Source organism: Aliamphritea hakodatensis (assembly GCF_024347195.1).
Taxonomy (GTDB): Bacteria; Pseudomonadota; Gammaproteobacteria; order Pseudomonadales; family Balneatricaceae; genus Amphritea; species Amphritea hakodatensis.
In genome coordinates this window covers 4,957,505-4,981,558 of record NZ_AP025281.1, presented here as the reverse complement: position 1 = coordinate 4,981,558, position 24,054 = coordinate 4,957,505, and the positions used below count along the sequence as shown (strand labels likewise).

The window sequence follows — 24,054 nt, the reverse complement described above, 5'->3', positions numbered from 1 at the left end:
ATTGAACGACAGGAGAGAAAATATATGCCGGTTTTATCACTGGAAGACATTCGTCAGCTGAGTTTTGACGCACTGCGCCGCTGTGGTGCTAATGAAGAACATGCCACTGCGGTAGCACTTGAACTGATGGATGCAGAAGCCGAAGGGATTCGTAACGTCGGCCTGGGATATATCCATCTTTACCTGAATCATCTGAAATGCGGCAAGGTTATTGGCGACGCCAAACCCGAAGTGGTAAAGCAGACCGCTGCGGCAACGCTGGTAAATGCCCGTCATGGTTTTTGCCATACCGCCTACCTGCACGCTGAAGAACAACTGATCGAAACCACCCGCCGTGAAGGGGTTGGCATGCTGGCGATTCAGCAGTCTTACTCCGCCGGTGTGCTGGGCTGGTTCGTGCGCCGGCTGGCGCAGCGTGGGCTGGTCTCCCTGATGTTTGCCAACTCCTCTAAAGCGGTGGCGGCCCATGGTGGTAAGGTGCCTTTCTTCGGCACCAATCCCTTTGCCTTTGGTTCGCCACGGCAAAGCGCCTCCGGAGAGCCGCAGCCTCCGGTGGTTGTCGATATGGCCACGGCCTCTACCGCCCGGGTGAACATTGTTAAAGCCGCTAACGCCGGCCAGCCGATTGAACCGGGTCATGCCATTGATGCCGACGGCAACCCGACCACTGATGCCGCGGCCGCCCTGAAAGGTGCTCAGCTACCGGTAGGCGGGCCAAAAGGCTTTGGTCTGGGATTGATTGTTGACCTGATGGGCGGTGCCCTGACGGGCAGTAACTGCTCCTATGAAGCGTCTATGTTCTCTACTAATGACGGTGGGCCACCAAACGTGGGCCAGACCATCATCGCCTTCAACCCGGACTTTTACAGCGAAGGGTATCTGCAGCATCTGGAAACAATGTTTACTGCGCTGACCGATGACAACGACGTCCGTATTCCGGGCGAGCGCCGTCAGCAGTTACGGGAACAGCACGAGCGGGATGGCGTAGAAGTGCCACAGGATCTGCTGGATAAGATTGCAGCCTTGTCAGAATGACAAGCCGTTAAGCATAAAAAAGCCCGTGCATTGCACGGGCTTTTTGTTTTTCAGAGAAAGGCGAGTCGCCGGCTCAGCTTGCCAGGCACTCTCACAGGACGTTGACCATTCAGTAATGAGCAGCGTGCTGGCAGCTTAAAGTTGCCAGTCTGCCACAATCAGTTCATGGTCTGACAGGGGTATACCGCTGCTGTCCAGTGCTGCAATGATCTGGCCGTTATCCGCCTGAACATCCCGGGCACAAAACCAGTCGAGCTTTTTCGGCGCGGCATTTTCCAGGGTAATGCGTGATGGCCGGGTGGTCATACCCGGTGGGTTTGCCTGCCAGTGATAACCCCGGGCTTCGGCGCTGGCAAACAGGGTTTCAGCCTGCCAGTCCAGCCCGTCGGGCAGATTATTTCCGGTATTCAGATCACCGCCGATAATGATCGGCGACAGGTTCTCCCGAGTATTACAATCAGCGAAATGTTCAGCGATATCAATCAGGCTGAGTAGCTGGCTGTTCCGTACACCGGCGCTGTCTGCACCTGCATCACTTTCAAGGTGGGTACTGACAAAGGTGACCGGGCCGCTCTCTGTAGCGATTTCCGCCAGAATAGCCATGCGCCCTCCAACGCGGGGCTGGCCGAATACACCGCCGACCGATTTTCCGGCAAACCAGTGGCCATGGTCATCCAGCCGCAGCATCGCCGCCCGGGTAAAGGGAACCCGGCTGAGAATGGCGTTGCCGTGCCATCCAAGGGCATTGAAGTCGTCGCTGGCCAGCTGTCTTTCAGTGTCACAGCCTAACTCCAGCTCCACGAATTCAACCCCGTAGAGGTAGTGCATTCCTAACTGCTGTGCCAGCGCCTGAGTCGTGTGCCGCTGACCGCTGCGGGCCATGCCCGCGTCCATTTCTGACAGCAGAATGACATCCGGCCGGTGTGACTGCAGCAGGCGGGCACTGCCCGACGGATCCAGACAACGCTCCATATTCCAGGCTGCCACCCGCACATGGCTGTTCAGCAGATCATCCGTGCCGGTTGCAGCCCCCTGTTCCAACTGGTGCATACAGGGTGTATCTGCCATCCAGTTTTGATGTAAGTCACAGGGGTCGGCACCTGTGTTATTGGCTGCGGATGCCTGCATCTGATCCCGGGTTGCCTGAGTAACCGGGGTTAACTGCTCAACAAGGGTTTCACACAGCATATCAGGCAGCCTGTTCCTGAACCTGCCGGGTCAGCACCCGTTCACCGGCAGGGGTAAACAGATACATCAGGTCAGGATCTGCCTGCAGGTGCAGGGTCTGGCCGGAACGGATACTGGTCAGGGGCGTTGTCAGGGTGATGTGTTCCGTACAGAGCTGGCAGTGAATGACCCGCTGGGCGCCCAGATCCTCAACAATGCTGACCGTCACACTGAATGCGTCAGGGGTGCCCGGGTCAACAATGTTCAGGGCCTCCGGGCGAATGCCTAACTGATACTCGCCGTAACTGCAGTCGTGCGGATAGCTGATGATCTGATCGTCGCACAGATGTAACTGTTGGTTGCTGATCCGTACCGGCAGAATATTCATTGCCGGTGCCCCCATGAAGGTCGCAACAAACAGGCTGTTCGGGTTGTGATAAATCTCGTGGGGGGTGCCAATCTGCTCAATATTACCCCGGTTAATTACGACGATTTTATCGGCCATGGTCATGGCTTCCACCTGATCATGGGTGACGTATACAGAGGTGATTCCCAGCCGCCGTTGCAGGCTTTTGATTTCCAGGCGCATTTTATTGCGCAGCTTGGCATCCAGATTAGACAGGGGTTCATCGAACAGAAATGCCTTGGGTTCACGGACAATGGCCCGGCCCATGGCAACCCGCTGGCGCTGTCCGCCGGATAGCTGGTTCGGTTTACGGTCCAGATATTCGCTCAGTTGCAGCATGCTGGCGGCATCCTGAACCCGACGGTCGATTTCAGTCTTGTCGATTTTCCGGTTGATCAGGCCGTAGGCCAGATTCTTATACACGGTCATATGCGGGTAGAGCGCGTAGTTCTGGAATACCATGGCGATATCCCGGCTGGCAGGGTCAAGGTCATTGACCCGCTGGCCGGCAAGGGTGATTTCGCCACCGGAAACATCTTCCAGGCCGGCGATCATCCGTAACAGCGTCGACTTACCGCAGCCGGAGGGGCCGACAAATACCACGAACTCCCCGGTTTCAATTTCCACACTGGCATTGTCGATGGCGTGATAGCCATTTGAATAAACTTTGCTGATATTACTCAGGCTTAACTGTGACATCTTGTATATCTCCCGCTGCCGTCGCAGCGTTATAAACACTGTGCAGGTTATTTTTCGGTTTCAACCAGACCTTTAATGAACCAGCGCTGGAAAAAGATCACGATCAGAACCGGGGGCGTAACGGCCAGTACCGAAAGGGCAAACACCCGGTTGTAAGCGGGGATCTTGCCTTCATCAATGACGTTGACGATATTCTTGATGCCCAGCAGCAGGGTGTTAAAACTGCTGTCGGTGGTCATCAGAATGGGCCACAGGTACTGATTCCAGCCCACCACAAACATGATGATAAAAATCGCCGCGATCATGGTTTTGGACAGCGGCAGCAGAATATCCAGAAAGAAACGTACGGGGCCTGCGTTATCCAGCCGGGCGGCTTCGATCAGCTCTTCCGGTACCGACAGGTAAAACTGACGGAAAAAGAAGGTGGCGGTGGCGGATGCAATCAGTGGCAGAATCAGTCCGGTGTAGGTGTTCACTAACCCCATGCTGGCGACAATTTCGTAGGACGGAATAATCCGCACCTCCAGAGGAAGCAACAGTGAGGCGAAGATAATCCAGAAAAACAGGTTCGCCAGCGGAAAGCGAAAATAGACAATCGCATAGGCCGCCAGCATTGAAAAAATGATCTTACCGATGGCAAAGCCAAAGCCCAGAATCAGTGAGTTTTTCAGCATTATCCAGGCGCCGGTGCCGGTGACATTGTTGTCACCTTTTTCCAGAAAAATACTCGAGGTGCCGTTGAGTAACCCTGAATAGGTGTTAATAAAGTTATCCCCAAACCAGAACTGCACCCCTTCATTGGCGATGTATTCAGCGGTATGGGTGGAAGAGGCAAAGGCGATCCACAGAGGCATCAGCAGGAAGATGACTCCGGCCCAGAGAATGCCGTGATCGAGGAAAGAAACCTTGGTACGCATAGCAGTAATTCTCCGCGGCTCAGTAGTGAATTTTGCGTTCGATGAAACGGAACTGGACAACCGTCAGCGCCATGACAAACACCATCAGAATCACGGACTGGGCTGAACTGCCCCCCAGATCAGCACCGATAAAACCGTCCCGGTAAACCTTGTACACCAGGCTGGTGGTTTCACCGCCGGGGGCACCGCGGGTCAGGGTGTCGATGATGCCGAAGGTCTCAAAAAAGGCGTACGTGATATTGATCACCAGCAGGAAGAAGGTGGTCGGCGCCAGCAACGGAAAATCAATGCTCCAGAAGCGCTTAAAACTGCTCTGGCAATCAATGGCGGCGGCTTCTTTGACGGCTCTGGGGATGCTCTGCAGACCCGCCAGAAAGTACACAAAGTTGATGCTGATCTGCTTCCATACCGACATCAGAATCAGCGCCAGCGTCGCATCGGTGGGGTCGAGCTTATGATCAAAGGCCCACAGCTGATTCAGCAGGTGATACAGGGGGCCAACGTGGGAGTCGAACAGGAAAATACCGATCAGCCCGGCGACTGCCGGTGCAACCGCATAGGGCCAGATAAGCAGGATTTTATAACTGGTTTGCGCATGGATGACCTTGTCAGCCTTGACCGCAAGTAACAGTGCCAGCGCCAGTGAGAAAAAAGTAACGGCACTGGAAAAAATCAGCGTAAACAGGGCCGACTGGTGGTAATAATCACTGCTCAGAGCATCAGTATAATTATCCAGGCCGACAAAGGTGCTGCTTAGCCCCCAGGGATCTTCAAGATACAGGCTCAGCTGCACGGACTGCAGGGCTGGCCAGACAAAGAAAATCAGAATAATCAGCAACTGCGGGGCAATCAGAAAGTAGGGCAGAGCTGAATGTTGAAACTGTTGTTTTTTCATAACGGATACGACAAAAGCTGGAAGTACGCACGCCGGGGTGCAGAAACAGCAGCCGGGTGCTGACAGCATCAGCACCCGGCCGGGGTATCACTAAGGGGTCGGCTTAATTTTTGGCAACGTTCTGCTTACCCAGTGTTTTGGCAAATTTGCCGAGCAGCTTGTCGCCTTCTGCTTCAATGGTGCTAAATGCCTGAGCCGCGTCAATGTCGCCGTTGAACAGCTTGTCGTACTCACGCTTCATGACATCGCGGATCTGTACGTAGAAGCCCAGACGGTAGCCCTTGGTCCATTCGCCGCCTGGCAGGCTCAGCTGCTGAATACCCACTTCGGCACTTGGCTCCCGGTTGTAATAGCCTTCTGCCTGAGCCGCTTCATAAGCTGCTTTGGTAATCGGCACATAACCGGTTTCTTTGTGCCAGAAAACCTGTGTCTTCGGTGCGCTCATATAGGCGAAGAAGTCAGCTGTACAGGTATTCTGCGCTTTATCTTTACCGGAGAATGCGAACAGGGCTGCGCCACCGATAAAGGTGTTGTATTCCTTACCCTGGGTGATGCTGTTCCAGTAGGGCAGGTAAGTGGTACCGAAATCAAACTTGGCGGTGGTTTTCAGGCCACCGAATGAGCCGGAAGATCCCAGCCACATTGCCACTTCTTTTTTCTCGAACGGGGTACGGTTATCGCCCCAGTTAGAACCGTAATAACCGTACCAGCCGTTATCTTTCCATGACTTCATTTTGTCGAAGTGCCTGATCATTTCAGGGTTGTTGTACTTAATTTCAGTAGCAACACCGCTGAACCCGTTGTTTGCATCGGACAGCTGCAGGTTATGACGGGAATGGAAGTTTTCGGAGAAGATCCATGGCGTGTGTGACTGCGACAGGGCGATCACACCGGCGTCTTTCAGCTTCGGCGCAATGGCTTCGAATTCTTCCCAGGTCTTCGGTGGTTTTACACCGGCCTTTTCCAGCAGTGCTTTGTTGTAATACAGCACCGGCGTTGAGGCGTTGAACGGCATGCCGATCATTTTGCCTTCAGCATCAGCATAAAAGTTACGAACACCGGCAATGTAGTCCTGAGAATCAAAGGTCTGGCCGTTTTCTCTCAGCAGGTCAGCCACCGGATAGGCGGCTCCCGGCGCGTTGATGATGGTGGCTGCGCCGGCATCGAAAATCTGGATGATGTTCGGTGACTGCCTGGCGCGGAACGCGGCGATACCGGCGGTCATAGCTTCTTCGTATGAGCCTTTGTAAGTCGGCTTGATGACACAGCTGCTCTGGCTGGCATTGAAGTCTTTAGAAATGGTGTTAACCGTTTCACCTAACTGGCCACCCATCGCGTGCCACCAGGAAATTTCAGTTGCCGCCTGTGCAGAACCGGCTGCTGCTGTGCTCAGTACTGCCGCGCTCAGCGCCTTTTTGAAATGTGTATTTAACATGTATAACTCCGCAAATAGGTGGTTCGTCAGAAGAACCCGGAAAAAGAAAGAAGCGAAAATGTTTCGGTTGCAGACATTAAAAACCGAAAATGTGACAGTTTTGTGCGCGTTTCTTTTCACTTTGGTTGCTGTGCGGTTACAGCCATACTTTATCCGGTCCGGAGGCCCTGTCGTCTGTGGGTTTGTGTACCAGGTTAAGTTGTTGTGACGGTTTTGTTGCGGGTCAGTCGTGCTATAGAGGCCTGTCTGACAGGGCGTGGAATACTGATAAAGTGAAGTTCTTAACAGAATGGCGGGCGACCGAAAATAAACGAACATTCAGTTTGCAGGGAACGCTGGTGGCGGGTCTGAACGTTGGAAAGTAACAGGTTGAGGGCGCCGTCAATAAAAAAGCCCGTGCAGTGCACAGGCTTTTTGTTTCTCACAAGAGAATAGCTGGCTGGCTCAGTTTGCCGGGCGCTGCAACAGGACGTTGGCCATCCAGTGGGACACTTCAGCAGAATCGATGCTGGCGTTTTCAGCGGCCAGAGATTCCAGCCCTTTCTGTGCATGTTCGTGGGGGATGCCGTCACCGTCGCGGAATGTCAGCAGTGCATCTTCAAACGCCATGGTGAATTCCGGGTGACCCTGGAAGGTCATGATACGGTCACCGTACAGCAGGCCTGCATACTGGCAGAAATCAGAGCTGGCGAATACGTCGGCGTTAGCTGGCTTTTCGACGACCTGATCCTGATGAACCGCGTTAATGGTAAAGGGTTTGCCGGCTACTTCTGCAGGAATATACGGGCTGTCGCTCACCAGTTGATAGGTTTGCAGGCCAAGGCCCCATTCGCCGTTGAACTTAATGACTTTGCCGCCAAAAGCTTCTGCGATTATCTGATGGCCAAAACAGATCCCCAGTAAGGGTTTCTGCTGTCGGTGGATCTCTATGATCAGGGTTTTCAGGCGTTGCATCCATTCCTGATTCTCGTAGACGCCGGATTTGGAGCCGGTGATGATCCAGCTGTCGCACACTTCGGGGCCGACAGGGAATACGTCTTCGCGAACGTCATAAATATCATACTCAAATTCATATTCAGCGGTGTTGAACAGCTGTACGAACATATCGGCATAGGTACCGAACTGAGCCTGTAATTCCTCCGGTGTGATACCGGCGGCGAGAATACCAACTTTCATAAAAAGCCTTTACTGAAGAGTTAACTGCAAATTGTTCCGGTGCGGTTTCGGGCGCACCTGATATATGTGGTTATTTTATAATCAGTCACTGAGGGTTAACAGCGTTATCCCCACTGCTGATCTGTTTTTCGCCGCCGCCCGGTTATGACCGGCACGGCGGCGAATGGCATTAATCGATCCGGTTCATCATTCGGTTCTGGCGGCGCATCTGCCAGATAGCCCCGACCACACCCAGCGCCACAATGCCGATCATGATGGTCGCCAGGGCGTTCACTTCCGGCGTCACACCTAAGCGCACCTTGGAGAAGATCACCATAGGCAGCGTACTGTTACCCGGGCCGGAGACGAAGCTGGCGATCACCAGATCATCCAGCGACAGGGTGAACGACAGCAGCCAGCCGGAGATGATCGCCGGGGAGATCAGCGGCAAGGTCACCAGGAAGAACAGGCTGAACGGCTTGGCCCCCAGGTCCATCGCGGCTTCTTCCAGCGATTCATCCATGGCAGATAAACGTGACTGCACGATCACCGCCACATAGGCCAGACAGAAAGTACTGTGGGCAATGATGATGGTGCCGATGCCCCGGCCTGACGGCCAGCCAAAGGCCCCTTCCATCGCCACAAACAGCAGCAACAGGGAGAGACCGGTAATGACTTCCGGCATCACCAGCGGCGCGGTGATCCAGCCGGACAGGACCAGCTTGCCCGGAAAGCGGCCCATCCGCGACAGCACGAAGCCCGCCAGGGTACCCAGCACCACCGCGATGGTGGCACTGAGGAAGGCAACTTTCAGACTCAGCCAGGCGGCGGTCATGATCTGCTCGTTGTTAAACAGCGCGCTGTACCATTTCAGCGACCAGCCCCCCCACACGGTGACCAGTTTGGATTTGTTGAAACTGTAAACGATCAGCGCAATGATCGGCGCGTACAGGAAGATAAATCCCAGGGTCGCGCTGGTGTTCAGGAACAGTGATTTACGTTGTTGCATCAGGCTAGCTCCTTCCCGGCTTTAGTGTTTCGGATCAGCATGATCGGCAGGACCAGCACGATCAGCATCACGGTCGCTACGGCACTTGCCATCGGCCAGTCGCGGTTGAGGAAGAACTCGTCCCACAGCACCTTACCGATCATCAGGGTATCGGAGCCGCCCAGCAATGCCGGAATCACGTACTCACCTACCGCCGGAATGAACACCAGTAAGCAGCCGGCAATGATGCCCGGTACCGCCTGTGGCAGGGTAATGAGGAAGAAGTTCTGCAGCGGGCGTCCGCCCAGATCTTCCGCCGCTTCCAGCAGGGTCAGATCCATTTTTTCCAGCGCGGTGTACAGTGGCAGCACCATGAATGGCAGATAGGTATAAACGATGCCGATGTAGACGGCAAAGTCGGTCTGCAGCATGGTCAGCGGCTGATCGATGATGCCAAAAGACAACAGAAATTCGTTGATCAGGCCGTTCTTTTTCAGGAAGCCCATCCAGGCGTATACCCGCAACAGGAAGGAGGTCCAGAATGGCAGGATCACCAGCGACAGCAGTAAAATCCGGGTGGTGGATTTGCTGCGGGCGATCAGGTACGCCATCGGGAAGGCCACCAGTAAGGTAAAGAAGGTCGATACCGCAGCAATGCGGATCGAGCTTAAATAGGCTTCCAGATAGAAGGCGTCTTCAAACAGGTAAAGGTAGTTACCCAGGTTCAGCTTCAGGGTGGCAAAGGACTCTTCCGGGTCCCACTCCAGCAGGGAGCTGTACGGCGGAATCGAGATGGTCGGCTCCGCCAGGGAGATTTTGAACACCACCAGAAACGGCACGAAAAAGAAGATGGCCAGCCACAGGCTTGGCAGTGAGATAACCGTCCAGCGGCCGAGACTCAGGTGACGTAATGCATAGATCAGGCGCCCCATACCTGACGCCGGCTTCTGGCCGGGGATATTCAGGGAAACCGGGGCGTTCATGAGGTTAATACCACGCTGCTGTCGGCATCCCAGGACATATAGACCTGATCTTCCCAGGTGAAGCGTTCGCCCATGTTACGGGACAGGTTTGGCTGGGTAATACGGACTTCCTTACCGCTGGGCAGGCGAATACGGAACACGGACATGCTGCCCATGTAGGCAATTTCTTCGATGGTGCCGACGATGCAGTTAACGTCCTGATCCGGTTTGCGGCGGCTGACCTTGATCTTCTCCGGGCGCAGTGCCACATGCACTTTCTGGTTCGGCGAACAGCTGATGCCATGATTGACATAAAGCTCACCGCCGGCTTCTTTAGAGTGAATCCGTACGCTGTCCGGTTCATCTTCAATGACCCGGCCTTCAAACATATTCACCGAACCGATGAACTCCGCGACGAAGCGGTTGCTCGGGTATTCGTAGACATCGTGGGGTTCTGCGGTCTGGACGATCTTGCCCTGATCCATCACGCCGATCCGGGTCGACAGGGTCATCGCCTCTTCCTGGTCGTGGGTGACCACCACGAAGGTGACGCCAAGTTTTTCCTGGATGTTGATCAGCTCAAACTGGGTTTCTTCCCGGAGCTTTTTATCCAGTGCGCCTAAAGGTTCATCCAGCAATAACAGCTTAGGCTGCTTGATCAGGGAGCGGGCCAGGGCGATCCGCTGGCGCTGACCGCCGGACAACTGATGAGGCTTACGCTTATTCAGATGGCCCATCTGTACCAGCTCCAGCATCTGTGCCACCCGGTCTTTCACTTCTGCCCGGGGCACGCCTTCACGCTTGAGGCCAAAGGCGACGTTCTCTTCCACGCTCAGATGCGGGAACAGGGCATAAGACTGGAACATCATATTCACCGGGCGTTTCCACGGCTGAATGCCGGACATGTCCACGCCGTCGATAATGATCTTACCGGAGGTCGGTGCTTCAAAGCCTGCCAGCATGCGCAACAGGGTACTTTTCCCGGAGCCGGAGCCGCCCAGCAGACAAAACAGTTCGTTCTTATAGATATCCAGCGAGATGTTATCCACGGCGGTAAAGTCACCAAACTTCTTGGTGATGTTTTCAATCCGCAGAAATGGCTGGGCGCCGTCCTGTTTCCAGGCGGGTATCTGATCCGCCGGGGTGGCATTCGGCTGTTCAGTGCCGTCGGTATCGATGCGTTGCGCGTGTGTCATGGGGAGGCCTCCGATGACGTCTTATAATTATTGATGATCATGGCACGGCGGGCGCTGGGCCGGTGCAGTGCCAGCTTCTCACGGTTAATGGATAAACCTTTGTCATGTCTGCCGGTTGCGGTCATCACAAAGGTTTATCCATTGGCGTGTCACCGGCAGCGGGGGCTGCCGGCAACCGACGGCGATTAGCGGTTGGCTTTTACGTCCGTCCACAGACGGGTCAGGACCCGGTCGATTTTCTTCGGCAGTACTTTCAGTGAGAACAGGTTCTGCTTCACGTCTTCCGGCGGGTAGATGGTTTCATCATTAACGATGGCTTCATCAATCAGGCTGGTGGATGCCTTGTTGGCGTTGGCGTACGCCACGTAGTTGGAAATACCGGCAATTACTTCAGGGCGCAGCAGGTAGTTGAGCATTTCGTGGGCTTTGTCGGTGTTTTTAGCGTCAGCCGGAATGGCCAGCATATCGAACCATACCGCCGTACCTTCTTTCGGAATGCTATAGGCCACGGTTACACCGTTGTTGCTTTCTTCAGCGCGGGCTGCGGCCTGCAGAACGTCGCCGGACCAGCCGATGGCGACACAGATATCACCGTTGGCCAGATCGTTGATGTACTGGGAAGAATGGAAGTAGGTGATGTAAGGGCGAACAGATTTCAGCAGTTTGCCCGCGGCGGAGTCTTTGCTGTAATCCTTTTTATCAAAACTGTTTGGGTTTTTACCCACATAATTCTGGGCAATCGGCACGATTTCACCCGGTGCATCCAGGAAGGCCACGCCGCACTTGGCGAGCTTTTCCATGTTTTCCGGTTTGAAAACCAGATCCAGGCTGTCCACCGGGGCGTCTTCGCCCAGCGCGGCTTTTACCTGTTCAACGTTGTAGCCGATGCCGGTGGTGCCCCACAGGTACGGAACCGCGTATTTGTTATCCGGGTCAACTTCGGTCAGCACCTTCATCAGGCCTTCATCAAGGTTGGCGTAGTTACTCAGTTTGGATTTATCTAACGGCTGGAAAACGCCGGCGGTGATCTGACGTCCCAGAAACTGTGAGCCGGGCACGACCAGGTCAAACCCTGAACCGCCGGCCATCAGCTTGGCTTCCAGTACTTCATTGCTGTCGAATACGTCGTAGGTAACATCAAAGCCAGCTTCTTTCTGGAAGTTGTCGATGGTGTCACCGGCAATGTAGTCCGACCAGTTGTAGAACTTCAGGCTTTCTTCGCTGGCGGATGCCGGCATGGCCAGAGCGGTGCTCAGGGCAACAGCGGTGGCCAGAGTGGTACGGGAAGCGGAAACGTCGATCATTTTGTGTAACCTCTTTTTTATTGTTGTTTAACATCCGGTTGCCGCGGTGAGGTACCGCGGGCCGGTAAGGTATTTACACCGTGGTCAGAAACCACTGGCTTTCGAGCGCCGTGACGTGACGCTCAAATTCTGATAACTCTTCGCGTTTGCAAACGATGTATAAATCCAGGAATTCCGGGGTGAAGTATTCACGCAGTAAGTCGCTGTCCTGCATCTGTTGCAGAGCGTCGTGCATGCGGGTTGGCAGGCCGACACCGTCCTGGGCAAAAGCATTGCCTTCGATTCGCGGTTTTGCCGGTGCCTGTGCCTGGCTCAGGCCGTAGTGAATAGCGGCAAGAATGGATGCCATCACCAGATAAGGGTTGGCATCCGCGCCGGAAACCCGGTGCTCAATCCGCTTGGCGCTGTTACCGCTGGCGGGAATGCGCAATGATGTAGTGCGGTTATCCACACCCCAGTTAGGGGCCATGGGTACGTAATATTCCGGGCGCATGCGGCGGTAGGAGTTCACATTCGGACAGAAAAACGCCATGGAAGCGGGCATGAATTCCAGCAGGCCGGCAATGGCATGTTCCATTGTCTGGCTGTAGTCACGGCCTTCTTCGGCCAGGACGTTGTTACCGGCTTCATCCACAAGACTGACGTGAATGTGGGTGCCGCTGCCGGCTTCTTCTTCATAAGGTTTGGCCATGAAAGACGCTTCCATGCCATGTTTTTCAGCGACGGCTTTAATGACCCGCTTAAGCAGGATGGCGTTATCGCAGGCTGCCAGCGGATCATCCTGATGCTTGAGGTTGATTTCGAACTGCCCCGGCGCATATTCAGCGACGGCGGTATCTGCCGGAATATTTTGGGCAGCGGTGTAGTTAGCGATGTCTTCAAGAAACTCGCTGTACTCATCCAGAATGTTTACCGAATACACCTGGGTATGTTCTTCGCGCTGGCCGGTACGCGGTGAGATTGGTGGCTGAGGGAAGCCCTTGCTGTCACGTTTAGGGTCAACCAGATAAAACTCCAGCTCTACAGCAACCACCGGGGTCAGCCCCATATCGGTCAGGCGTTTGGTGATGCTGCTCAGCACGTGGCGGGGGTCGGCAAAGTAAGGCTGGCCATCCGGTTCGTACATGCTCATCAGTGCCTGAGCGGTGGGGCGGCGCTGCCAGGGGGCCAGCGTCAGGCTTTGTGGGTTGAGCAGGCAGAGTCTGTCAGGTTCGCCGATATGCAGGCCCAGGCCGCAGTCTTCAACGGTTTTGCCGGTGATATCCAGCGAGAACAGCGATGCCGGCAGGTTAATGCCATCTTCCATTGCATGGTCCAGCGCGCTGCATTCAATGCGCTTGCCCCGGGTCACGCCGTTTAAATCGCTGATGAGTAGATCCACAGCTTTAATTTCAGGGTGCTTATCCAGCAGGGTGGCGGTGGCAGGGTGTTGGTGACTGTGGTTCTGTGATTGCTCGGACATGGGATGCCTTTTTGTTTTTGTACTGCGTGGCCCGGAAACCTGTTATTAAGTGCGTCGGGTTTTATGCAAGTGATCAATATAATGTTCAACTGGGTATTAAATTAGGTTTTTGGCAGGGTTGAGTCAAGAGAAAATTGATCATATTTTTTACAATACTATTGTCTAAAGGCCTTTATATCCATAATATGATCAAAAAAATGATCACTTGTTTTTGACTGTCTTGCCGTTGATTTTTCCTTAAAATTAATTTAAATCAATGGTTTAGCTTGGTGTGGTTGCAATGCAGCCGGATTTGGTAAGGTTAAAACCGGTCTGTTTTGTTGTTTTCTGTTCATGGAGCACAGGACGGATAAATGTTCAAAATCCACTTCAGCCGGTCATAACAAGTCACTTCGGAGAAAGCAGATGCAGGCGCAATACTGTGACAATTACTATGCGAATTCCCTGAACGGAACCACAGACTACCCCCGGCTGGAAGGTGAACATCAGGTGGATGTGGCGATCGTCGGAGGCGGTTTTACCGGTGTGGCGACAGCGGTCGAGCTGGCCGAGAAAGGCTACAAAGTGGCCATCATTGAAGCGAATAAAGTTGGCTGGGGCGCGACCGGGCGTAACGGCGGTCAGGTCACCGGATCATTGTCGGGTGATAAGGCCTTGCTGAAACAGCTGGTGCCGAAAATGGGCAAAGCCGGAGAGGACTTCGTCTGGAACCTGCGCTGGCGGGGGCATGAGATCATTAAGTCCCGTGTTGAAAAGTACGGTATTCAGTGTGATCTCAAACATGGGCATTTACACACGGCCTACAAACCGTCTCATATGCAGGAGTTAGAAGAAGGCTATAACGAAGCGGTTGAACGGGGCATGGGGGATGATGTCACCCTGCTGTCTGCGGCGCAGATTCCGGAGTATCTGGAAACCGATATATATCATGGCGGTGTACTGAATACCCGTAATATGCATCTGCATTCGCTGAACCTGTGTATCGGTGAAGCCCGGGCGGCGGAGTCTATGGGGGCGCTGATCTTTGAAAATTCAAAGGTGGTGGACATTCAGCACGGTGCAACCCCGGCAGTGATTACCGAACAGGGTAAGGTGATGGCCAAATCGGTGATTCTGGCGGGTAATGCCTATCACCGCTTAGGGGGGATGAAGATGAAAGGTATGATCATTCCTGCCTGTGGTGGCAACGTGGTAACTAAGCCGCTGGGGGATGAGGTGGCCAGCCAGATAAACCCACAGGATCTGGCGGTGTATGACTGCCGTTTTGTGCTGGATTATTATCGCCTGACCGCCGATAAGCGGCTGATGTTTGGCGGCGGGGCGAATTACTCCGGGCGGGAATCCAGAGATATCCGGGCAGAGCTGCGTCCGGGGATTGAAAAGACCTTTCCCCGCTTAAAAGGGGTTGAAATCGAATATGCCTGGAGCGGCATGATGGGCATTGTGGTGAACCGCATTCCGCAGCTGGGTAAGCTGTCAGATAATGTTTATTATGCGCAGGGCTATTCCGGCCACGGTATCGGCCTGACCCATATCATCGCTGAAATCATGGGGGATGCAGTCGCCGGGTCGATGGAGAAATTTGATGTCTTTGCGGATATCAGCCATGTGCGTTTGCCGTTCGGTGACTGGGTCAGCGGTCAGATGATGGCAGCAGGTATGTGGTACTACGGGATGCTGGAAAAACTGCGTTAAGCGTCATGCTTTGGCACGGCACGGCGTATGTGGGTCTGCATTCGTGTGCCGTCTGCTGATACAATGCTGCACAAACGAGCTGTCAACGAAAGGTAGATGCGTGGAAGTAGGTGACCGGTTAAAAAAAATCCGCCAGATATACGGGCTTTCTCAGCGCGAGCTGGCGAAGCGTGTTGGCTTGACTAACAGCACCATTTCGATGATCGAGCGTAATGCGGTCAGCCCTTCCGTGGCTTCGCTGAAGAAAATTCTCAGCGGCATACCGATGACGGTTACCGAGTTTTTTACCGCCGATATTGAAGCCAAACGGCAGGTGATATTCCGCCCCGATGAGCTGATCGATATGGGCACCGATGACATCCACTGGAAGCTGGTGGGTAACCCGGATAACAAACGTACCCTGGCGTTCTTTATTGAATGTTACGAGCCGGGCGCGGATACCGGCACCGAGCTGATGGAACACGAAGGTGAGGAAGCCGGTACTGTCATCGAAGGAAAAATTGAACTGACGGTCGGCGGTGAAATCTTCAATCTGGAGCAGGGTGACAGCTATAACTTCCAGACTAAAATTCCTCACCGCTTCCGGAATAAAACCAATAAGCAGTGCCGGATTGTCAGTGCGCACACGCCACCATCCTTCTGATGTTACTGTAAACCTGATCTGAGTGATCTCTGTGCCCCGTTCACGGGGCAATTCTGCTGCCACTGGCTGGCCCGATCTGCTATAAATCCGTCATACCGGTAGAACACTGGCTGATATGTATAGGCGTGAATGAGAATGAAGTTTTTGCTGCGAAGTTTTTGTCTGGGGTGCGGCCTGTTGCTGGCCGTGAATGCCGGTGCTGCTGAGGTACGCATTGCGGTGGCGAGTAATTTTATTGCCGCGATGGAAGCATTAGCGGAACACTTTACGGCGCAGAGTGGTCATAGCACCAAGCTGATTTTCGGTTCAACCGGTAAACATTACGCGCAGATTAAACACGGCGCGCCTTTTGATGTTTTTTTTGCCGCAGATACCAAGCGCCCAAAGTTGCTTGATGATGAAGGCATTGCGGTGCCCGGCAGCCGTTTCACCTATGCGACCGGCAAGTTGGTGTTGTGGAGCCCGGACGCCAGTCTGATTGATCCGGAGGGGCAGGTGCTGCATTCAGAGGCGTTCCGCCATCTGGCGATGGCGAACCCTAAGCTGGCCCCTTATGGCCGGGCAGCACAGGAAGTCATGGAGCGGGCCGGTGTCTGGCCCGGGCTGCGCAGCCGTGCGGTGCGGGGCGAGAATATCGGTCAGACGTTTCAGTTCGTCCGCAGCGGTAATGCCCAACTGGGTTTTGTTGCCTATTCGCAGCTGAAAGCCTTACCGGATGCCGGCGGGTCGCAGTGGTTACCGGACCAGAACAGCTATACACCGATCCGCCAGCAGGCGGTATTACTTAAAGATACGCCGGCCGCACAGCAGTTTATGCAGTTTGTGCAAAGCCCGGCAGGCACTGAAATCATCAGCCGTTACGGTTATGAGAGTGTCGCAGATGATGGCCAATAATGCTGACTCAACAAGATCTTGATGCGTTACTGATTACCTTACAGCTGGCGGGGGTCACCACCCTGATTCTGCTGTTGGTCGGAACGCCTTTTGCCTGGTGGCTGGCCCGTAGCCGCTGGCGTTATAAATTCCTTATTGAAGCCGTTGTGGCGTTGCCGCTGGTGTTGCCGCCGACTGTGCTGGGCTTTTATCTGTTGCTGGCGCTGGCTCCCGACGGGCCAGTGGGCAGCCTGGTTAAATCCATGGGGGGCGATCCGTTACCCTTCAGCTTTACCGGACTGGTGATTGGCTCCGTCTTTTATTCCCTGCCGTTTGTGGTGCAGCCGCTGCAGAACGCGTTCCGGGCAATTGGCCGGCGGCCGCTGGAAGTGGCTGCAACCTTACGGGCTGCACCGCTGGACCGCTTTTTCAGCGTGGCGGTGCCACTGGCCCGGCCAGGATTTCTCACGGCGGCAGTGCTGGGCTTTGCCCATACCCTGGGTGAGTTCGGCGTAGTGCTGATGATCGGCGGTAATATTCCCGGCGAAACCCAGGTGGTTTCTATTGCGATTTATGATCATGTGGAAGCACTTGAATACGGTCAGGCCCACTGGCTATCCGGTGGCTTGCTGGCCCTGTCATTCGTGATGCTGATGGCGGTGTATGCCTTAAACCGTCGCTTTATGGTGGTGCGCTTATGAGCATTCAGGCGCGTTTCCGGCTGAGTCGCGGTGAGTTTGATCTGGATGTGGATCTGCAGTTACCTGCCAAAGGCGTAACGGCCATTTTTGGACCGTCCGGCTGTGGCAAAACCACACTGCTGCGGGCAATTGCGGGGCTGGAGCCTCAGGCGCAGGGTGAGCTGACAGTCAATGATCAGATCTGGCAGGACAGCCGTACACGGTTAGCGGTACATAAGCGGCCGATCGGCTATGTGTTTCAGGAACCCAGCCTGTTCGAGCACCTGAGTGTACAGAAGAATATCGAGTTTGGTCTGAAGCGCAGTAAGCCTGACAGCGATAAAGCCATTTCGCTGGATGCCGCTGTTGAATTGCTGGGGATCGGTCATCTGCTGAACCGCCAGCCGTATCAGTTATCCGGTGGTGAGCAGCAGCGGGTGGCCATTGCCCGGGCGCTGGCGGTAAGTCCGCAGGTGCTGTTACTGGATGAGCCGATGGCGGCGCTGGATGATGCCCGCAAGCTGGAAATTCTGCCGTATCTGGAAAACCTCCATCAGCAGTTGGATATTCCTTTGCTGTATGTGAGCCATTCCCGGGATGAAGTGGCCCGTCTGGCGGATCATCTGGTGATGATGCAGGCTGGTCGGGCGGTTGCAGAAGGCCCGCTGGAAACGGTGTTTACCCGCCTGGATATGCCATTGGCACAGGGGCCGGATGCGGAAACTGTGATTGAAGCCGTCGTGGCTGGCCGCGATGCCGCCTATGATCTGAGTTATCTGGTGTTTTCCGGCGGCCGTTTTGCGGTGGCCGGGGAGCGGATGCCACAGGGGCAGCGGGCCCGGCTGCAGATTCAGGCCCGGGATGTCAGCCTGACCCTGAACCGGCAAAGCGATACCAGTATTCTGAATATCTTTCCGGCACAGGTGGAAGCACTGGCAGAAACGAGTACCGCGCAGGTGACGGTCCGGTTACGGATAGGCAATGATCTGATTCTGGCAAGAATTACCTGCAAATCGGCCGCTGAGTTGAATCTGCAACCGGGCCGTCAGGTATATGCCCAGATCAAGAGTGTGGCCGTGTTGGCCTGATCCGCGACTTTATCGCCTGAGCGTTTCAGTGTGCGGCTCAGGCGGCCTGCTCCGCCAGTAACCGGCTGACCTGTTCACTTAAATCCGTCAGGGCTGGCAGTGGCAGGGCATCTTTATGCTGAATCATCAGTGTCGGTACACAGCTTAGCGCCGCAGGCAGCTGTTCTGTGTGCAGCGCCGGCTGATGACTGCTGGCGGCAACCACCGCCGCCGGCAGCAGCGTGCAGCCCAGACCGGCTGCAACACAGCTGAGAATACCATCCAGGCTGCCCATTTCCATTAACTGTTGTGCGTGATTGCCACTGTGCTGTTGCCAGTTCAGGGCTCTTGTACGGTAGGCGCAGCCGTCCCGGAACAGGATCAGCGGTAACTGAGCAATCTCCGGTGTACCGGACTGGTTGCTGCAGACCAGTACCAGTTCTTCTTCGATCACCTGGCTGACCCGGATATCCGGATGTTCAACCGGGCCGCCAACAAAGGCGCAGTCGAGTTTATGTTGCAGTATCGCCCGGATCAGATCATCAGTGGTGTTGGTGCTGATCTGTAACTGCAGGCCTGGATGGTCGTGGCGCAGTTGCCGCAAAATCGGCGAAAGCCGCAACGCGGCAAAGGATTCCATGGTGCCGATGCGCAATTCACCACTCTGATTTCCCGCCTGCCGTACCGCCTGCGTGGCCTGAATTTCCAGTTGCAGCATCCGCCGGGCATAGCTTTCCAGCACCTGACCGGACGGTGAAAGCACCAGCCCGCGGCCCTGACGGTAAAACAGCTGGGTATCCAGTGCCTCCTCGAGCCGTTTAATCCGTGAGGTGACGTTGGACTGAACCGTATTCAGATGTCGGGACGCGGCCAGAATGCCGCCCTGTTCAATGACGCTGATAAATGTATGCAGGGCAGCCAGGTCCATAGTTGATCTCTTTAACCAGTCTCTTTAGTAAGTCTTTTGATGTATCTGTTATACAGAATGTTTATATCAAAATGATTCGCTTGTTGCGATGATTGTCATTATGTACCTTGTGTCCCGAACCGGCAAATGCCGGTATGTAATGGATTAGGAGCGATTCAGTGTTGCAGTTATCAGAAAAATTCCGCGTGCTGGCGGCAGGCGTGTTGGGGCTGGTGATCACCATGGGCGTGGCCCGGTTTGCCTATACGCCTTTGCTGGGCATCATGCAGCAGCATACGGATCTGAGTCTGGCGGCAGGGGGCTGGCTGGCGGCACTGAACTATGTGGGCTATTTAAGTGGCGCGGTGATTGCATCGCTGATCAGTGATTTGCAGCTTAAAGACCGGCTGTTCCGGATTGGCTTACTGGTGGCGGTGGGGACCACCCTGATGATGGGGCTGACGGATAATCTCTGGGTTTGGGCTGTGTCGCGGTTTTTTGCCGGGCTGAGCAGTGCCGCCGGCATGTTACTGGGGTCCGGGCTGGTGCTGAACTGGCTGATGCGCAACGGGCAGCGGGGTGAGCTGGGCATTCATTTTGGCGGGATCGGGCTGGGTATTGCCTGCTGCGCCATGCTGGTGGAAGTGACGGTACGGGTCGCTGACTGGCAGCAGCAGTGGTATCTGCTGACCGTGCTGGCGCTGGTGCTAACCGTGCTGGCCTGGCGCTGGATGCCGGCACCGGATACCAGCGGAATGACCACCACCGGGCAGCCGATGCCGGATAACCCACCGGGGCGGCTGTTTATCTGGGTGTTTATGGCGGCGTATTTCTGTGCCGGTATTGGCTATGCAGTGAGTGCAACCTTCATCAGCGCCATCGTGGAAGCGCTGCCGGGTATGGAAGGGCAGGGCAGCATTACCTTTATGCTGGTGGGCATAGGTGCCATGCCGGCATGCTTTATCTGGGACAGGGTCGCCCGTGTCACCGGGGATGTCTATGCCCTGTTACTGGCCTGTCTGTTACAGATCGTGGGGATTGTATTGCCGTTGCTGGGCAGCAGCCTGTGGTTTGCCCTGTGTGGCGCGGCGCTGTTTGGCGCAACCTTTGTGGGCATGGTCAGCCTGGTGCTGGCGATGGCGGGCCGCTATTACCCGACCCGCCCGGCTAAAATGATGGGCCGGATGACCATTTCTTACGGGGTTGCCCAGATTGTTGCCCCGGCAGTGACCGGCTGGCTGGCGGCGGGCAGTGGCAGTTATGCCCAGGGGCTGTATCTGGCGGCGGGAATGATGTTGCTTGGGGCTGTATTGCTGGTATGGCTGAAGTGGCTGGAAGGGCAGCCACAGTCAGATGTTGCAGTCGCAATTCGCTAGCCAGTGGATGGCGGTACTCATGTGCCGCAACCCGGTATATGATGATCCCACAGGAGGATCAGCCTATGCCGTTATTTATCTCTCCGTTTTACCGCATTTTCTGGTTAAAAATGTTGCTGACAGGGTTGCTGTTCAGCAGCGTTTGCATGTCTTTACAGGCCCGTTCCCTGAATGGCTTTGATCTCAGTGACAGCCTGCTGGATAGCCGTCAGATTCTCTCCGGCGGCCCGCCACGGGACGGCATTCCTGCCATTGATAACCCCCGTTTTACTGAAGCCGTTGCGGCCGGATGGTTGCGCCCGGATGCCCGGATAATGGGAGTGGTGCATAACGGCATTGCTAAAGCCTACCCCATTGCTATTCTCGACTGGCATGAGATCGTCAACGACCGTTTTGGCGCCGGGCCGGACAATGCACTGGTGGTTACCTATTGCCCGCTGTGCGGCACCGGCGTTGTGTATCAGGCGGCCCCTGCGGGAAACGCGTTGTCATTCGGGGTCTCGGGTTTGCTGTATAACAGCGATGTACTGCTCTATGACCGCCAGACAGAGTCTCTCTGGTCGCAACTGCAGAACCGGGCGGTAACCGGGGAATATAAAGGGCAGGCGCTGCAGATGGTGCCGTCCTGGTATACCTCCTGGCAAAGCTGGCGGGCTCAGTATCCCAACACACTGGTGTTGTCCCGGGAGACCGGTTTTAACCGAAACTATACCCGTTCCCCTTATGGCGATTATGATACGTCGGCGAATCTGTACTTCCCGGTGGAGTTTCTCAGCCAGGCGTATCATCCGAAAGAGCGGGTACTGGGGCTGGAACTGAACGGTCAGTTTAAGGCCTATCCATTTGCTGAACTGGCCAAAGCAGGCCCCTCAGGTGAGCTTGAGGACACTTTTGCCGGGCAAAAATTAGTGATCCGTTATGATGCCGGGCAGCGCAGCGGCCGTATCTGGCTGGCCGGGACAGAACAGGAATTACCCGTGGTGAACAGTTTCTGGTTCGCCTGGTACACATTTCATCCACAGGGAGAGGTTTTTAATGGCAGTGACAACTGAAATTCAGGCTTACACAGCGGAACATCATGACGGTGTCGTGGCCCTGATGGCCGTGCTGCAGGACTATGAGCGCCAGCTCAGCAGCGACCGGCCACCGGGTAATGAAGTGGCTGCTGGCCATTTCCGCTACCTGCGCAGGGCCTGTGAGGCTTCCGGCGGTCAGGTGCTTGTGGCGCTGCAGGCCCGGCGGGTGTGTGGTTTTCTGGTGGTGATAACTGAATCAGAGCATGTGGATGATTTACATCTGTACCCGGAGTACAAAACCTGGGGGCTGGTGACCGACCTTTGTGTCGCTGAAGAACAGAGGGGAAAAGGCATTGCAACCCGGCTGATGGAAGCGGCTGAGGCGCATTGCCGGAACATGGGGCTGGCCAGGATTATGGTGACGGCACTGGCCGAAAATCATCTGGCCCGTGATTGTTATACCCGGCAGGGTTACCGGCTGGCGGAAGTGGTTTTCAGTAAAGCGCTTTAAGTAACCGTTAACCCGGATTGTTATATAAGCACCTCTTTCAGGCGGCTCTGAATCTCATCAAAAACCACAATGGGGGCAAAAGTCGTTATCAGATGGCGTATAACCCTGTAAAAGGAATAGGTATGGATACTAAACATCAGGATTTGATACACAGCACCCTGGTTTCCTGGAATGAGGCCGCCCCGCGACATGCGAAAGTTAATGCCGCTTTGCAGCAGCAGGTTCAGGCGCCTGATTTTAATAATCTTAATGCCGGGTTACATCGCCTGCTGCAACAGGAAGCCTTAGAGAATAAGGCTGTGCTGCAGCTGTGCTGCAATAACGGCATTGATCTGCTGTCGGTGAAAAATATGGGGGCAGGGCGCTGTGTCGGCATTGATGGTGCTGAGAATTTTGTAGCGCAGGCGAAGCAACTGGCGACGCTGGCCGGGCATCCGGATATGCAGTTTGACTGCCACAACATTTATGCCATTCCTGAAAGCTTACAGCAGCAGTTTGATATCGTGATTGTTACCGTGGGTGTGCTGAACTGGATGCCGGATCTGCCAGCGTTCATGGCGGTGTGTAACCGCGCCCTTAAGCCCGGCGGTAAGCTGTTCATCGAAGATATTCACCCATTGCTGAACATGTACGATGAAAGTGATGCGGGCCCCACGGTGCAGTATTCGTATTTTAACCGTGAACCCTTTGAAGACACCTCGGGGCTGGATTACTTTACCGGTGAAACCTACGAGGCGACGGCCAATTACTGGTTTCAGCATACGCTGGCAGACATTTTACAGGCGGCACTGAAACAACCGTTACAGCTGTGCAGTTTTGAGGAAGTGGCTGAAAACATTGGTAATTACTGTGCTGAGTTACAGCATGCACCGGCGAATCCGCCGTTAGGCTTCGTGGCGAGCTGGCAGAAGCATGAATAAACAGGGGAATGTGATGATCAAGCCGTTACCGGAACTGCAATTACCGCCGTGTGACCTGCAAATGGTCCTCAGGGAGCGGGAAACGGTTCGTTCGTTTAACGTTGAACAGGGGCTCAATCTGGAGCAGTTATCCGCATTGCTCTGGGCCGGTCAGGGGGAGCGTAAAACCCGTGGCGGGACCTCCAACGGAAAACGCATGGCCCCTTCAGCGAACGGTTTATGTCCTCTGTCACTGCAGGTCTATGTCCGCCATGTGCGGGGGCTGATTCCGGGTGTCTACAGCTATAACGGTGCCAGTCACAGCCTGAATTTTCTGGATGAAGGTGAGCGCAGCGCACAGTTTGCCGCCGCAGCCATTGGTGAGCAGCCCTGGCTGGCAGATGCCGCCGCTGTGATTGTGGTGCTGGCGGATATCCAGAGTATGCGACAGGCATTCGCAGAGCAGGCTCCCCGTGGCTGGCGCGGTGAACGTTACGTGTATATGGAAACCGGTGCGGTCAGCCAGAATATGCATTTGCAGGCTACCGCTTTAGGGTTGGGCATGACGCTGGTGGGCGGCTTTGACGATGTGGCAGTGTGTCAGTTGCTGCCGCAGTCCGGGTTACTGGAACCGACAGCGCTGCTGTGTATCGGGCCCAGGGCCTGATTTATCCTCTCCCGGCTGTACTGCCTGGGCTGACCGTTAAAATTGACTGTTAAGATTGACTGTTAAGGCAGGCTGTTGCTTTTCATCACTGCATTTCTG

General features: G+C 54.9%; 24 protein-coding genes. 11 read left to right on the top strand and 13 right to left on the bottom strand.

The window, feature by feature from the left end; translation table 11 throughout:
• Positions 1 to 24: 24 nt before the first annotated feature.
• Positions 25 to 1,035, top strand: coding sequence for an Ldh family oxidoreductase (locus PCI15_RS22640; RefSeq protein WP_271272129.1), 1,011 nt, complete (start codon positions 25 to 27; stop codon positions 1,033 to 1,035).
• 135 nt (positions 1,036 to 1,170) lie between these two features.
• Here the strand turns inward: PCI15_RS22640 and PCI15_RS22635 are convergent, their stop codons facing one another.
• From PCI15_RS22635 to PCI15_RS22580, 12 genes are all read right to left on the bottom strand, one after another.
• Positions 1,171 to 2,223, bottom strand: a complete 1,053-nt coding sequence (locus PCI15_RS22635) for an endonuclease/exonuclease/phosphatase family protein (protein ID WP_271272128.1) — start codon at positions 2,221 to 2,223, stop codon at positions 1,171 to 1,173.
• Between the two features lies 1 nt (position 2,224).
• Positions 2,225 to 3,307, bottom strand: coding sequence for an ABC transporter ATP-binding protein (locus tag PCI15_RS22630; RefSeq protein WP_271272127.1), 1,083 nt, complete (start codon positions 3,305 to 3,307; stop codon positions 2,225 to 2,227).
• A gap of 47 nt (positions 3,308 to 3,354) precedes the next feature.
• Positions 3,355 to 4,224, bottom strand: coding sequence for an ABC transporter permease subunit (locus PCI15_RS22625; RefSeq protein ID WP_271272126.1), 870 nt, complete (start codon positions 4,222 to 4,224; stop codon positions 3,355 to 3,357).
• Positions 4,225 to 4,243: 19 nt separating this feature from the next.
• Positions 4,244 to 5,119: an ABC transporter permease subunit gene (locus tag PCI15_RS22620; RefSeq protein ID WP_271272125.1), complete on the bottom strand. Its 876-nt coding sequence runs from the start codon at positions 5,117 to 5,119 to the stop codon at positions 4,244 to 4,246.
• Between the two features lie 103 nt (positions 5,120 to 5,222).
• Entirely contained in the window at positions 5,223 to 6,554 is a 1,332-nt protein-coding gene (locus PCI15_RS22615) for an extracellular solute-binding protein (RefSeq protein WP_271272124.1), read from the bottom strand.
• A 444-nt stretch (positions 6,555 to 6,998) separates the two neighbouring features.
• Positions 6,999 to 7,730: a glutamine amidotransferase-related protein gene (locus PCI15_RS22610; protein WP_271272123.1), complete on the bottom strand. Its 732-nt coding sequence runs from the start codon at positions 7,728 to 7,730 to the stop codon at positions 6,999 to 7,001.
• A gap of 169 nt (positions 7,731 to 7,899) precedes the next feature.
• Positions 7,900 to 8,718, bottom strand: a complete 819-nt coding sequence (locus PCI15_RS22605) for an ABC transporter permease subunit (protein WP_271270992.1) — start codon at positions 8,716 to 8,718, stop codon at positions 7,900 to 7,902.
• Positions 8,718 to 9,629: an ABC transporter permease subunit gene (locus PCI15_RS22600; RefSeq protein ID WP_271274637.1), complete on the bottom strand. Its 912-nt coding sequence runs from the start codon at positions 9,627 to 9,629 to the stop codon at positions 8,718 to 8,720. Before PCI15_RS22600 ends, PCI15_RS22605 begins: the two co-directional genes overlap by 1 nt.
• Positions 9,630 to 9,676: 47 nt before the next feature.
• On the bottom strand, positions 9,677 to 10,855 hold the full coding sequence (locus PCI15_RS22595) for an ABC transporter ATP-binding protein (RefSeq protein WP_271272122.1): 1,179 nt from the start codon (positions 10,853 to 10,855) through the stop codon (positions 9,677 to 9,679).
• On the bottom strand, positions 10,852 to 10,983 hold the full coding sequence (locus PCI15_RS22590; RefSeq protein ID WP_271272121.1) for a hypothetical protein: 132 nt from the start codon (positions 10,981 to 10,983) through the stop codon (positions 10,852 to 10,854). Before PCI15_RS22590 ends, PCI15_RS22595 begins: the two co-directional genes overlap by 4 nt.
• A gap of 57 nt (positions 10,984 to 11,040) precedes the next feature.
• Entirely contained in the window at positions 11,041 to 12,159 is a 1,119-nt protein-coding gene (locus PCI15_RS22585; RefSeq protein WP_271272120.1) for an extracellular solute-binding protein, read from the bottom strand.
• A gap of 73 nt (positions 12,160 to 12,232) precedes the next feature.
• Entirely contained in the window at positions 12,233 to 13,621 is a 1,389-nt protein-coding gene (locus PCI15_RS22580) for a glutamine synthetase family protein (RefSeq protein ID WP_271272119.1), read from the bottom strand.
• 405 nt (positions 13,622 to 14,026) lie between these two features.
• On the opposite strand from PCI15_RS22580, the gene PCI15_RS22575 reads away from it, so the two are divergent.
• The 5 genes from PCI15_RS22575 to modC all read left to right on the top strand — a co-directional run bounded on the left by PCI15_RS22575 (position 14,027) and on the right by modC (position 18,600).
• Entirely contained in the window at positions 14,027 to 15,316 is a 1,290-nt protein-coding gene (locus PCI15_RS22575) for an NAD(P)/FAD-dependent oxidoreductase (protein WP_271272118.1), read from the top strand.
• A gap of 100 nt (positions 15,317 to 15,416) precedes the next feature.
• The gene (locus tag PCI15_RS22570; protein ID WP_271272117.1) at positions 15,417 to 15,959 is read left to right on the top strand and encodes a cupin domain-containing protein; all 543 of its coding nucleotides are present in this window, start codon (positions 15,417 to 15,419) and stop codon (positions 15,957 to 15,959) included.
• 135 nt (positions 15,960 to 16,094) lie between these two features.
• Positions 16,095 to 16,853 (top strand): molybdate ABC transporter substrate-binding protein, encoded by a 759-nt coding sequence (gene modA, locus PCI15_RS22565; protein ID WP_271272116.1) that lies wholly within the window; start codon positions 16,095 to 16,097, stop codon positions 16,851 to 16,853.
• A complete protein-coding gene (gene modB / locus PCI15_RS22560) occupies positions 16,853 to 17,533 on the top strand; it encodes a molybdate ABC transporter permease subunit (RefSeq protein ID WP_271272115.1) in 681 nt (226 codons plus the stop codon). The genes modA and modB overlap by 1 nt, the downstream gene beginning before the upstream one ends.
• Entirely contained in the window at positions 17,530 to 18,600 is a 1,071-nt protein-coding gene (modC, locus tag PCI15_RS22555) for a molybdenum ABC transporter ATP-binding protein (protein WP_271272114.1), read from the top strand. Before modB ends, modC begins: the two co-directional genes overlap by 4 nt.
• A gap of 37 nt (positions 18,601 to 18,637) precedes the next feature.
• Here the strand turns inward: modC and PCI15_RS22550 are convergent, their stop codons facing one another.
• The gene (locus PCI15_RS22550; protein WP_271272113.1) at positions 18,638 to 19,507 is read right to left on the bottom strand and encodes a LysR family transcriptional regulator; all 870 of its coding nucleotides are present in this window, start codon (positions 19,505 to 19,507) and stop codon (positions 18,638 to 18,640) included.
• A 158-nt stretch (positions 19,508 to 19,665) separates the two neighbouring features.
• Here PCI15_RS22550 and PCI15_RS22545 point away from each other — a divergent pair, with 158 nt between their 5' ends.
• The 5 genes from PCI15_RS22545 to PCI15_RS22525 all read left to right on the top strand — a co-directional run bounded on the left by PCI15_RS22545 (position 19,666) and on the right by PCI15_RS22525 (position 23,955).
• The gene (locus PCI15_RS22545) at positions 19,666 to 20,862 is read left to right on the top strand and encodes a YbfB/YjiJ family MFS transporter (protein WP_271272112.1); all 1,197 of its coding nucleotides are present in this window, start codon (positions 19,666 to 19,668) and stop codon (positions 20,860 to 20,862) included.
• A 110-nt stretch (positions 20,863 to 20,972) separates the two neighbouring features.
• Entirely contained in the window at positions 20,973 to 21,914 is a 942-nt protein-coding gene (locus PCI15_RS22540) for a DUF3179 domain-containing protein (RefSeq protein WP_376787854.1), read from the top strand.
• Positions 21,898 to 22,389, top strand: coding sequence for a GNAT family N-acetyltransferase (locus tag PCI15_RS22535; RefSeq protein WP_271272110.1), 492 nt, complete (start codon positions 21,898 to 21,900; stop codon positions 22,387 to 22,389). The genes PCI15_RS22540 and PCI15_RS22535 overlap by 17 nt, the downstream gene beginning before the upstream one ends.
• Before the next feature lie 122 nt (positions 22,390 to 22,511).
• Positions 22,512 to 23,309: a class I SAM-dependent methyltransferase gene (locus tag PCI15_RS22530; RefSeq protein WP_271272109.1), complete on the top strand. Its 798-nt coding sequence runs from the start codon at positions 22,512 to 22,514 to the stop codon at positions 23,307 to 23,309.
• A complete protein-coding gene (locus PCI15_RS22525) occupies positions 23,302 to 23,955 on the top strand; it encodes a SagB family peptide dehydrogenase (protein ID WP_271272108.1) in 654 nt (217 codons plus the stop codon). Before PCI15_RS22530 ends, PCI15_RS22525 begins: the two co-directional genes overlap by 8 nt.
• Positions 23,956 to 24,054: the final 99 nt, after the last annotated feature.